Source organism: Paenibacillus glycinis (genome assembly GCF_009909185.1).
Lineage (GTDB): Bacteria > Bacillota > Bacilli > Paenibacillales > Paenibacillaceae > Paenibacillus_Z > Paenibacillus_Z glycinis.
In genome coordinates this window covers 30,947-43,855 of the sequence record NZ_JAAAMV010000034.1, presented here as the reverse complement: position 1 = coordinate 43,855, position 12,909 = coordinate 30,947, and the positions used below count along the sequence as shown (strand labels likewise).

Sequence of the window (12,909 nt, the reverse complement as noted above, 5' to 3'; positions counted from 1 at the left end):
GTCAAATTATTATAATCGTGCATGCGCAAGTCAGCCTTTCACTGCACCGATCATAATTCCTTTTACGAAAAACCTTTGGAAAATCGGATAAATCAGCAGGATCGGCGCCACGACGATGATGGTCACCGTCATTCGTATCGAAGTCGTCGTCTGCTTGGTCGCCAGGCTTGCCATCGTCGTCGAGCCGGCGTTCTGCAGGTTGACCATGGTCGATAACGAACTCGCCTGATTGATGTAGTTGTACAGAATAAACTGCAGGCTGTAGAGTTTGCTTTCCGTCACGAGCAGCAGCGTATCCTGGAAGGAATTCCATTGGTCCACCGCCGCGAATATCGCGACCGTCGCCAAAATGGGCTTGCTTATAGGCAGTATGATCCTGAAGAAAAGGGTCATGATTCCGGCCCCGTCGATGCTGGCCGCCTGCTGCAATTCCTTTGGCAGCGATTCCACGAACGTCTTGACCAGGATGATAAAGAAAGGCGCGACGATCGTCGGCAAAATATAAGCCAGAAAGTTATTGGTCAGATGCAGCGAGCGCATCGTCAAATACCATGGAATAATCCCTGCGTTGAAGAACATCGTGATCACCGTAAATCGGTACCAGAACTTCCGCCCCCACATATCCTCCTGGGTAAACATGAAGCCAAGGAAAGCCGAGACGCCTACCGTCAACGTCGTTCCGATCACCGTTCTCCCCAAGGAGACGAGCGCCGCAGTGCCGAGCCCCGGTATTTTAAACACGTCCACGTAGTTCTGGAAGTGGATATGCTTCGGGAAAAACACGACTTCGCCTTTGGCGCTGATATCGTTCGCGCTGATGGTGTTGATAATGATCGAGTAAAAGGGGTATACGCAGAGAAGCGCGAACAGGGAAAACAGCGTATAGATCGCGACCGAAATGAATTTGTCCGTCGCGCTGACTTGAAAGCGAGCCTTTTTATCCAAGCGGCTTTGATGCGCCGCATTCTGTTCCAGCGCGGCCGTATTTTCGCTCATACGATACTCTCCCCTCTTAAGATTTTGGACAGCTTGTTCACCGAAAAGAGCAGTACGACGCTGATCAAGCTCTTCAGCATGCTGATCGCGACGGATACGGAATAGCTGCCGCCCCCCATGGCCAGGTTGTAGACGTACAAGTCCAGAACTTGAATGTGGTCCTTGTTGAACGCGTTCTGAAAGACGAAGTATTGCTCCAGGCCGTTGTTCAGGAAGCTGGCTATTTGCAGCATCAGCAGCACGAAATACGTCGGAAGCATGCTCGGGAGAACGACATGCCGGATCACCTGCATCCTGGTCGCGCCGTCTACTTCGGCCGCCTCGTATAACGAATCGTCGATTCCCATGATCGCGGCGATGTACAGGATGGCGGACCACCCCAAGGCTTTCCAGGTCGTCCACAACCACATCGTCAACCACACGTGGCTGGAGCTCTGGAGGAACAAGATCGGGGAATCGGTTATGCCGAGCTGTTGAAGCATGCCGTTGACGATCCCTTCGCTGGAGAACATGGAGAAGCCCAGCGAATAGACCAATACCCAGCTGATAAAGTTCGGAAGGGTCGTGACCGTCTGGATGAACTTCCGGAAACGGACGGCCTTGATTTCGGTCAGAAAGATCGCGAAGACCATGGGAAGCCACGAGAAGAGCAAATTAAGGCCGCTCATGCCGAACGTATTCTTGATGACCTGCAGCAGCTGATCGATCTTTACCTGGTTTTCGACCAAAGAGCGAAACCATCTCAACCCGACAAAAGGCGATTCCGACAGCGGAATAGGCGGCATATAGTCAAAGAAAGCATATACCCATCCGTATAGCGGGTAGTAAGCAAAAATAAAAAGAAGAATCATAAAAGGCAAAATATAGAGAAATTTTCTTACCGACATGCTTGCGATACTGTATTTTTGCATGCGCACCGTGTCTCTCCTCTTCTACATTGGGATTACGCACATCATTATCGGATGTTCAGCGGCATGTCGTTTCCCGTCGAATGTGCCGACTCTAGCTCCGAATCGATAGGCTTTTCCTTCAACTTCATAGCCATCCCCTTTCACGTGGCGATCCTTTGAATTGGTTACGCTTTCATTATAGGCATCCGGAAAAGCTCCCAACAACGCGCATCTTTTTACTTGCTTAACGATCGTTTACGTATTTGTAAGCGCTATATTTCGGGGATCCGGCGGGACCCCATCGCGAGCAACGAGTCCCGGTCGATTCTTAAATGCTAGAGATATGTAATTAAATCTCACATAAATGTTCGGTTTTATTTCCTTTTAGTTTAAAAAAATAAACTTATTGACGCTGAGGATTCGTGAATTATATAATTCTCTCAGAATTTCGGCCAGTATACGTCACATTACGTTACACCAAATTCGAGTCCTACCTACACGTAAGGAGGTATTATTTCCTAACGACAAGCTGCAATAGAACCATCCTTCTTTGCGCGGATTCGGAATTCCGATCCTATTTCCTCTTAAGCTACGAGCATACGATTCAGAGCGAGTTATCGCAGCCGATGCGATGCCAGTTTCGTTCAGAACCATTCACTAGGAGGAGATACAGACTTGAAGCGTCAATCGATGAAATCCTTATGCTTGTCATTATTGGTCACTTCCGTTTTGGTTTCCGGCACCTTCGCCCCTACCTTCGATTCGCATAGTCGAGGGGTCGCGTCGGCGCAAGGAACCGCATCCCCCGATAAACTCCGAAAGACGTTGCTGCCGGACCGCGGTAATGACGCGGAGCCGGAGATCCAGGTTCCGGCGGCCCCCCGCTTGGAACCGATACCGCGACCTTCCGGCGCGGTCACCAAAGCCGACAGCATCGTCGTGAAGTATAAAGACGGAGCGAACGCGGCGGCGCTTGCCGCGACTTACGGCTTGACGCCGGCACGAACGCTGCCGAGCCTCGGCACCGAGGTTCTGAAACTGCCGGAAGGCACGGATATCGACGCCGTCCTCGCCCGATTGAAGGCCGACGCGAACGTCTTGTTCGCGGAGCCGGACGACCGGGTATTCCAGTCCCAGCCGGCGGAAACCGGGGCCAACGCATCGCAAGTCGGCCCGGCATCTCCGGCGCCGCAATCGCAATCCATCGCACCGACCGGCATAACCTCCGCGAACGAGCCGGCATCCGTTTCATCCGAACCTCTTATCCCGAATGACCCTTTATTTCCTGAGCAGTGGGCCTTGCACAACACCCTCGACACCGAAGAGTGGCCGTACAGCAAAGCGGATATCGACATCAACGCGCCGGAAGCCTGGTCGCTTCTGAAAGACAGCGACAAGGAAGTCGTCGTGGCGGTAATCAGCGACGGCGTGGACGGCGATCATCCGGATCTGGAGAACCGCATCTGGACGAACCCCAAGGAAATACCGGATAACGGCGTCGACGACGACGGCAACGGCTTTGTCGACGACGTTCACGGCTGGGATTTCAATCATGACGACAACGATGCCGACGACGACCTGAGCGACCCGGCCAAGAACGGGACGGCGATCGCGGGCATCGTAGCCGCCTCCATCGACAACGCCGTCGGAATCGCCGGCGTGGCCCCGAACGCGAAGATTCTGCCGATCAAGACGTTTTCTTCGACGTCGGGGAGCGGAACCTTCTCGCAAATCGCCGCGGGCATCGCCTACGCCGAGCAGATGGGCGCCGACATCGCCGTCTTGGACTTCGTGACTTGGGAACCGAGCGATCTCATCTTGGACGCGCTCCAGCACTCCGACATGCTGTTCGTCGCCCAGCCCGGCGACTGGCGCGACGACCTGGACCGCATCCCGGCCTACCCGGCCTCCTACAAGCTCCCGAACGTGCTGACCGTCAACGGCATCGGGCGCAATGGCTATTCGGCGACGAGCTACGGCAAAAAAACCGTTCAGATCGCGGCGCCGGCAAACGACGCGTTAACGACCATGCCCTCGGAAAACCCGGCGTACGCCGCCGAAATCGACACCGGCACGTACAGAGCGATCTATAACGGGCTCGGCTTCGAGAATTTCGTTCCGCCGTTTCAAACGGATTATTTCCGCGCGGCGCTCGATTATTTGAGCGAAGGCGTGGACAAGCCGTCGATCCTGCTTGTCCAGGACGACAACTCGGTCGGAGGCAATGAGGAGGAACGGAGCTTCCTCGAATTGTACAAGAGCTTCCTGCTGACCGCCGGCTACGAGACGGACGGCATTCCGATCGAAGATGCCCGCGGCGCCTTCGACGTCGTGACCGTGCCGAAAAACGAGAATGGTCCCGCTCTCGAAGCCATGCAAGCCTACGACGTCGTCGTATGGTTCACCGGCTACGCCAACGCGAACGTCACGCCGGATCCGAATGCGCCCCCGGTGCTTAGCGAGTCCGATCAGGCGAACGTGACGACTTACCTGCAAGCCGGCGGCCGATTGCTCCTCTCGGGCAGGGACGCGCTCTTCGGGAGCGAAACGTCGCCATTCGTGAAGGATACGCTTCACCTGGATTATGTGAACGAAGGCTATTTCGGCTATTACGATTTGCTGGGCGGCGATGGGACCATCTACGCCGGACAGTCCGTTCCGATGCCGGATGCTTCGTTCGGCGATGTCATTGCGGCCCGCGATTCATACGCCCGGGCAAACCTTGTCCTGGATAAGCCGGATTACGACTTTCAAGGGTCGTACGGCACGCCGGCCATCGCGTACGCTGCCGGAGTGGCCGCTTTGGTGCTTGGCGAAAATCCGGGCTACGACGCGAAGCTGACGATCGAGCGATTGATGAACAGCGGGAAGAAAGTCAGTTCCCTGGCGGACACGAACATGTCGGACAAGATGATCGACGCTTATCGCGCCATCTCCGACAAGGATATCCCCGGCACCCCGCTGCAAGTCTCGGAAGTGAGCGAACGCCTTGACGAAGCAGCCGATCCGGATCGCGTGTACGCGGTCGAACTGAACGCCGGCGAAACCGTTCAAGCGGCGTTGTCCGGAGACGAAGGCACGGACTTCGATCTTTACCTCTACTCGCCTGCCGCCGTTACCGTCCACGGCAAGGAAGGGATTGTCGCCGCCTCCGAGCATCCGGGAACGTCCGGCGAGAACTTCTCTTATTTCGTAAAACAGACCGGCACCTATTATTTAAATGTCTACGCGTTCGCTGGCGCGGGCGACTTTACGCTGCGCCTGCAGCATGCCAACGCTTCCGGCGCTTACGAGGACGATTCGGCAGCCGTGACCTACGACGGCGATTGGGAGACCGTCTCGGACGAGGCGCTGTCCGGCGGAAGCGCGAAGCGCATCGACGCTCCGGGCCATGTCGAACTCGCCTTCGAAGGCAGCTATATCGAATGGATCGGAACCAAGAATGCGCAGCAAGGCATTGCCAACGTCTATCTCGACGGCAAGCTTGCCGCAACCGTGTCCTTGTACGGCGAGACCGAATCGAAGCGGCAAGCGCTCTTCAAGCGAACGATCTCCTACGACAAGCATACGATTCGCATCGAATGGACGGGCAAGACCGATCCGAGAGCTCGCAAGAACGACCCCGCGTACGTGAACGTCGATGCGTTCCTCGTCAAGCATCTGGTGCAAGACGCCGATTTCTTCCAGGTGCACTATGACGGCACATGGGCGACGAGCTTCAGCACGGTGTACTCCGGCCAATCCGTCACGACTTCCATTGCGCAAGGCGATTTCGCCGAGCTTGCCTTCTCCGGAACGAAGGTCCGTCTCATCGCGCCCGTCGGCGGCAGCCGCGGCATCGCGGATATCTATATCGACGGACAACTGGCGAAATCGGTGGACTTGTATCGGACAGAACGTCAGTACGAAACCGTCGTGTTCGAGTCGGAGATTCTCGCCGAGGGCACGCATACCGTGCGCGTCGTGAACAGCGGCAAGAAGCATGAGCGCTCCGCCGGCAACGCCGTCTCGATCGACGCCTTCGAGATCGAATCGTAATCCAGACGAGAACGACAACATTTAAGAAATGGGGAACCGGATTTGAAGAGCATGCAAAAGCGATTTCCTAAGGTATCGTCCATCATCGTCGCCACGGCCGTTTTGGCGGCCTCCCTGTACCAGCCTGCCTTCCCCGTCGCCGCCGGCGCTTCTGCGGACGGACCGCTTCCGGCAGCCGTCTCGGCGGATTCGGATATTAATTTGTTCGAAGCCTACGCCGACGATTGGAAGCGCAGCTTGTCTTCCGCTCCCGGCGCCTCGGACAATCTCTTTATTTCGCCGGAGATCGACACGTCCTCCGCGGGTCCCGTCAGCGTCATCGTTCAATTGAGCGCCCAGCCTGCCGCCGTCGGCAAATACGCCGCCAGCAAGGGGTATAAAACGCTGGCGGCGGAAGCGACCGCGAAAGCCGTTCAAACCGAGCAAGCCGCCTTCCTCAAAACCGCCAATGCCAGCGGATTGTCGCTGAATGTCGGCTACCGGTACAACCAAGTGCTGAACGGCATGGCCGTAACGCTGCCCGGCAATCGCATCGCCAAGCTGGCGAAGCTTCCCGGCGTGAGGGCGATTTATCCGAACTTGACCTATACGTCGAAGCCGCTGCAGTCCTACGAGGCGGAAGCGGAGGATCCGCGGATCGATATGGATCCTCTGAAGCAGTTGGGCGTCGACGAAGCCTGGGCGGAGGGTTACACCGGCAAAGGGCTGAAGGTCGGCGTCATCGATACCGGCGTCGATTACGTGCACCCCGATTTGAAAGGCGCATTCAAAGGCGGACACGATTCCTTTTACAACGACGACGACCCTTACGAAGATATTCCGGTCCCCGAACAACTCGTCGCCGGCACGAGTCACGGCACCCACGTCTCCGGCACGATCGCGGGACGCGCCGCGAATGCCGACGGCCATTTTCTCCAGAAAGGCATCGCCTACGAATCGGACTTATACGTCTATAAAGTGTTGGGCGGACCGCTGGGCAACGGCACCTCGGCCATGATCGTCGACGGCATCGAGCACGCCGTCAAAGACGGCATGGACGTGATCAATCTGTCGCTGGGCGACGACGGCACGAAGGACCCCTACTCCGCGGAGGCGATCGCCATCAACAACGCGGCGCTCGCCGGCGTCGTCCCCGTCATCGCGGCGGGCAACGCCGCCATGGACGCGCCTTACTATTATTCGCTCGGCTCTCCGTCGACGGCTGAGCTCGGCATTACGGTCGGCGCCGCCACCAGCGAGATCGACACGTACGAGACGGTTGCCGCAAGCTCCCTGACGGGCCAATCGTACGCGCTTCGCGCGATGGCATGGGCGCCCGGGAAGACGGATTTCGCCAGCCAGCTCGGGACGGATCCGATCGAGGCGGTCTATCTCGGCTTCGGTTTTGAATCGGATTACGGCGACAAAGACGTGGCGGGCAAAATCGTCATCGTCACGCGGACGCACAGCAGCCAGCAGCTGCCGTTCGGCCAGCAAATCATCTCCGCCAAGCAGCACGGCGCCAAGGCGATCGTCATCTTCAACGGCACGACGAACGATACGCGTGACGTCTGGCAGACGAATACCGTCGATCTGTCGGAATCCATTCCGGGCCGGGACGGCCCGATCGGGTACATGGGCTTCCAAGGCCAATACGATGACTTCATCCCCGCCTTCGATATCGCGGGCAAGGAAGGCCGCGCGTTGGTTCGCGCCATGCTGAAACAACCGGACGTCCCGACCACGCTGACGTTCGACAAGCCCTTCGCGAACGTCGTCCTGCCCGGCGATACGATGGCGGAATTCAGCTCGCGCGGGCCGAACCAAGACGGAAGATTCGGGATCAAACCGGACGTCGTCGCGCCCGGACATCGCATCCGTTCGTCGGTTCCCGCGTACGGCTTGGTCCATCCGGACGCCGATTACGCCGAGGCTTACGCCCGTTACAGCGGAACCAGCATGGCGACGCCGCATATCGCCGGCCTGGCCCTGCTGCTGAAGGATAAATTCCCGAATTGGACGCCGTCGGACGTCCGGGCGGCGCTCGCGAACACGTCGGATCCGTTGGCCGACGAGAACGGCACGCCGTACGATGCCTATTCGCAAGGCGCGGGGCGCGCCGATCTGCCGAATGCCCTGCATACGGCCGCCTTATTGAAGTCCATGGACGAAATTACGATCTTGGACAAGGACATGAAACCGGTCAAGCTGCCGGGCGAAGCGAGCAGCGTCGCGTTCGGCGTCGTGGATCCGGCAGGCGATGCCGCGGCCGCGAGCACGCTTCAGCTGAAGAGCGTGACGGATAAGACGGTGACTTATGCCGCCAAGACCGAGCTGCACGAGGTGTTCACCAACAAGCCCGGGTACGCCACGACCCCGGATTGGGACGGCATCACCGTCAAGCTGACAGGTCTGGATACAGGAGACAAGATCGCCCTCGGCGCAGGCAAGGCCCGTACCTTCGGCCTGTCCGTCGAAGCAGATCCGAACGCCAAACCGGGCGTTTACGAAGGAACCGTGGTGTTGGAAAGCGAAGGCGTCCCGACCCTGCACCTGCCGTTCGTCTTCCATATCGGGAAGAAATCGCTCGCCAACGAGAACGCGTTCGGGGGCATCGACGTCACGAACAGGGTCGTATCTCCGCAATCGCCGATCGACATCACGCTGCATTACAACGGCGGAGGGTTCAATGTCCTGCAGCTCGCCCTGCTGGACAACGACGGCCGTTATTACGGACTGCTCGCGAATTGGAAGAGCGCCAAGAACGGCGTGGATCAATATATGCCGGAAGGCGACTACGTCATCGAAGACTTTAACGGCAGCTACATGTCCCCCGAACAGGATATCGGCGGCACTAACGGCAGCTACGAGCTTCCTTCGCTGCCCGACGGGCAGTACGTGCTGTCCGCCGTTACGGCGTATTCCATCTTCGGCTTCACGTCGGAGGTTCATTTCTCGAACATGACGATTAACGTAGACAACGATTATGCCGGCGGCGGAGAGCAGCCGGGCGGCGGCAACCCGGGCGACGGAAATCCCGGAGGCGGAAATCCGGGCGGCGGCAACGAGAACCCAGGTACGCCGCTTACGTCGGACCCGGCGCCGACGGATGATCTTACGGACGTTACGGCGTCCGTCATCGCAGCCGCTCAGACGCGGATTGCGCTGAAGCCGCAAACTAGCTCGGCCGGCGGAGTCTTAACCGTCACCGTTGACGATGCCGACCTTGACCGGGCGCTTAAAGCCGCTGCGGGTTCGGCCGCGATCATCGTCGAAACATCCGCCGCCGATGCCGCTGAAGCGACGCTGCGCTTCACGTCTGCGCAAGCGCAGCGCTTGAAAGCAGCGCCTGCGGGCAGCTCGGTCGTATTCGCCTGGAACGGCGCGTCCGTCGCGCTTCCTACGTCCGCGCTGGGCAGCATCTCGGAGGACGCAGGCCTCGTCATCCGGATAAAGCCGCAAGCAGACAGCGTCAAACGCTTTGAATCCGCGTATCCGGATGCCAAAGTCATCGGCACGCCGATCTCCTTCGAAGCGAGCAGCGTCAAGGATGACCGCGAAACGCCGATTTCGCTCACCGGCAACGATACGGTGATACGCGCCTTCCGGATCGACGGAGACGGCAAAGCCGCGGCGACCGGCGCCCTGTATGAAGAGAACGGCAAAGTCCGTCCGGCGCCCGCAACCTTCACGTCCGGCAAGGAAGGCGGCACGATCGCGACCGTGGCGCGGCCCGGATTCTCGACCTATGCCGCGGCGACGCGAGACGTCGCGTTCTCGGATATCGGGTCTTCATGGGCCAAAGACGAGATCCGAAAGCTCGCCGCCAGCTTCGTCATGAACGGCGTCGACACCGACGCGTTCGCGCCGAAGCGCAACGTAACGCGGGCCGAATTCGCCTCCATGCTGGTCAGAGCGCTCGGCCTGAAGGTACAGGATGCAGCGGCTCCGTTCACGGACGTGAGCGCGAACGATTGGTTCGCCGGCGAGGTTGCCGCCGCGTATGCGGCAGGTTTGGTGACCGGCGATCACGGCCGATTCCAGCCGGACGCGGCCATCAGCCGCCAAGACTTGGCCGTCATGCTGAATCGCGCGCTTAAGCAGCTGCATGCCAATCCCGCGTCGACCGGCGGCATCGTCTACAACGACGCGGGCACGTTCGGCGCTTATGCGATCAAGGACATTCAAGCCGTTACCGAAGCCGGCCTGATGAACGGTATCGCGGCTCAAAGCGGCCACCTCTTCCGCCCTGCCGAGGCGACGACGCGCGAAGCAGCCGCCAAGGTGTTGTATCAACTGCTTCAAGCCGCGGAACGGATCGACTGATCGTCAGTACATGCTGCATACGTTCTAAAATAGAGCTCTGCCCGTATAAAAAAGAAGGACCGCGAAGTTCGACGGTCCTTCTTTTTTTTGCGCTTGTTGAACCTGAATCAGGCAGCAACCGCCATATAAAAGGCTGCCGCATAGGTTGCCGCGCTATTTCAAAATCCAGCTTTTTCGCTTCATCAAGGCGACGACAAGCATGCACAAGGGAACGAGAATCAGAAAAGGAACCGAATACAGCGGCCAAACGTCTTTTACGAAGGCGACGACATCCAATTGATTGGGATGGATAATAATGGACCCGACCAGAATCAGCAATCCGAGGGGGATAATATAAAATCGGTAGTCCCGACTGCCGATCGTCTGCGAGAAGGCCAAGGTCGTTGCAAACAAACAGACGCATAGTTTGGTAAATTCATTGAATATCCACACCGTAAACCCGAACGGCTCGATGCGTTCAATGAAGTCCCCGACCCCGATATACGTCAAAGCGGTATAACTGGGAAACAGCTGATTGCTGGTGATTTCCCCTAAAACCAAAATAACCGCGAGAACCTGAACGACAATGAACGTCCCTACGACGGCAACCATGGAGAGCACGGTTTTTTGCACGGCGGCCGGCCGAGTGACATACGGAATCAGCATGGAAAACAAAACGGTCTCTCCGAAAGTCACGGTGGCGATTTGTCCCGCGCCTTTGAGGATGGGCATCCAGCCGCTTTCAAGGACCGGCAGTACGGCCGTCGGATCCATATCCGGGATCTGCAATAGCTGTATCAGGAGCGTGGAAACGACGGTTAGCACCAGTAATATAATCGCGCATCTGCATATGACCTCCACCCCTTTGAATAACGTCCAGGCAACCACGCAGATCATAATGCTTCCTACGATGATGGAAGGCGTTCTCGGCAGCAGAACGGACCCCGTCAAGTCCGTGAAATTGCGCAAAACATAAGCCCCGAGAAATACGCCATACCAGGTATACAATAAACCTACCCCGATACCGAGCCATGGCCCGAATAAGATGCGCGCGATTTCGACCAACGATTTTCGCGGGTATTTCTGGCACAGGAATGCGTAAATCCAATTGATTCCGAGCCCCGCTATCGTGCCAAGGGCGGCAGATAGCCAGGAATCATGTCCCGCAGCGTAGCCGATCTGCAAATTAAGCGAGCTGCCCATCGTAAACACGAACATGAGTATCCAAAGCTCCAGATTCGAGATCCGATCATTCGGTCCGTAAATCTCCATTGAAACCTTCCCTTCCAGCAGGTTCAATCAACAAAGAACATCAACCATCTCCGCAGAAGAACCGACGGACTGAGAATGGGTACATGCCAAATCATTAGAAACCCCAGCACTGCGGAGCCGAGCAAAAGGAACGAAACGATCATCACGTCTTTTGGGGAAGCCGAATGGCGCATATAGCGGAATTGAATCCCTGCCGCGGATGATATTCCGGCCAAAAACAGCAGCGAGAGCATGATCATTTCTTCTCCGCTCCATGATGCTCAAAGGAATTCCCGATGATTCCGGATCGGCGGAGGCTGATGTCGGCCGTTACGACGACGTCGGCTTCGGAAAAAATCGTATCCCATTGCGAGCGAACCTTCTTCCACGTCCGATAATGAAATTGATGCAGATGCAAGCCAAACCCGAAAATGTCGGCTCTCCATTCGGTTTGGGCTTTTTTCACCGTCTGCAACGTTTGCCGCGCGACTAATTCTCCGAATCGCTTTTCGATGATCGTCATATTCGATAATCGGCTCAGCTTCAAATCGACGTTCGATTCATTGATCGTGCCCGTGCCCCGAAGCTGGATGCGAACCTGCGCTCGGTTGCCGTTCATGATGACGTTGACTTTGCTTTTGATGTCGTTCATGACAATGCCGATGTTTCCGCTAAGGCCTGGAAGCGAATCTCCGAAATATTCTTCTTTGGATTCGTTTTTGATCCACCGCAGGCTTCGCGTTTCAATGTCGTTTAAATAGCCGATTAATTTATAGTCTTTGAACACGGCCGTCGAGGACAGCCGGAACATGTTGAATTTGGATGCCGCGCCGTTACTCGGATCCACCGCGGGCGGCACCAGCTCGATAGCCCCCGTTACCGGCACGATCCCATCCCTGGCTTGCGTCATCAAGAAGTCGCGGAACGTCACGGACGTGCCGACCCCGGAACGTTCCAACTCTCGCACTTCCTCGGCCGGAATACGTTCCGTGGGGTGATCGTTTTGAAGGAGCTTCGATGCTTCGCTGCCTTTCGCCACGACGAGATAGGTCCGCATCCGGCTTCTCGGGTCCCGGGCATAGTTGTCCAAAATATCTTGAATGCCCTTCCTCGCCAGCGCCTCTCCGATAAAGACGACGCGGCGTTGGCCTTTGAAGAAATGGCGGGAATTCTTTTGCTGGATTTGTCTCTCCGCATCGAAAATATTCGTGCCGATGGCCGAGACGGCATAGTACGTTTTTCCGAAAGTGCCCGTCGATGCCTTGCCGCTCTCGCCGCCGCTGCCGCCTCCGGCGGGTATCGGTACTTGAATCGTCGTTTTCAATCTGCCGTCTTCCGATAGATCCAAACCCGAAGCCATAAAAAAAGAGATGTCGTTCATTTCGACCCGGTCCCAGCAGCCGCTCAGCAGCGGTACGAACAGCAACAAGAGAAGCATGCGCGCAGGCAA

The 12,909-nt window shown here is 57.2% G+C and carries 7 protein-coding genes; 2 read left to right on the top strand and 5 right to left on the bottom strand.

The window, feature by feature from the left end; genetic code table 11:
• Window positions 1-30: 30 nt before the first annotated feature.
• Window positions 31-996 carry a carbohydrate ABC transporter permease gene (locus GT019_RS29535; RefSeq protein WP_161747048.1) on the bottom strand — a complete coding sequence of 322 codons (966 nt, stop codon included), beginning with the start codon at window positions 994-996 and terminating at the stop codon, window positions 31-33.
• Window positions 993-1,724: an ABC transporter permease subunit gene (locus tag GT019_RS29530; protein WP_235949590.1), complete on the bottom strand. Its 732-nt coding sequence runs from the start codon at window positions 1,722-1,724 to the stop codon at window positions 993-995. The genes GT019_RS29535 and GT019_RS29530 overlap by 4 nt, the downstream gene beginning before the upstream one ends.
• Window positions 1,725-2,771: 1,047 nt before the next feature.
• Between GT019_RS29530 and GT019_RS29525 the strand changes: the two genes are divergently transcribed.
• Both GT019_RS29525 and GT019_RS29520 read left to right on the top strand, forming a co-directional pair.
• Entirely contained in the window at window positions 2,772-5,924 is a 3,153-nt protein-coding gene (locus GT019_RS29525) for a S8 family serine peptidase (protein WP_161747046.1), read from the top strand.
• A 51-nt stretch (window positions 5,925-5,975) separates the two neighbouring features.
• The gene (locus tag GT019_RS29520; RefSeq protein ID WP_161747045.1) at window positions 5,976-10,229 is read left to right on the top strand and encodes a S8 family serine peptidase; all 4,254 of its coding nucleotides are present in this window, start codon (window positions 5,976-5,978) and stop codon (window positions 10,227-10,229) included.
• Window positions 10,230-10,382: 153 nt separating this feature from the next.
• On the opposite strand, the gene GT019_RS29515 is transcribed toward GT019_RS29520, so the two are convergent.
• From GT019_RS29515 to GT019_RS29505, 3 genes are read right to left on the bottom strand one after another with little or no spacing between them, the layout of a single operon-like run.
• Window positions 10,383-11,480, bottom strand: a complete 1,098-nt coding sequence (locus GT019_RS29515) for a GerAB/ArcD/ProY family transporter (RefSeq protein WP_161747044.1) — start codon at window positions 11,478-11,480, stop codon at window positions 10,383-10,385.
• Between the two features lie 23 nt (window positions 11,481-11,503).
• Window positions 11,504-11,719: a hypothetical protein gene (locus GT019_RS29510; protein WP_161747043.1), complete on the bottom strand. Its 216-nt coding sequence runs from the start codon at window positions 11,717-11,719 to the stop codon at window positions 11,504-11,506.
• A complete protein-coding gene (locus GT019_RS29505) occupies window positions 11,716-12,909 on the bottom strand; it encodes a Ger(x)C family spore germination protein (RefSeq protein WP_161747042.1) in 1,194 nt (397 codons plus the stop codon). The genes GT019_RS29510 and GT019_RS29505 overlap by 4 nt, the downstream gene beginning before the upstream one ends.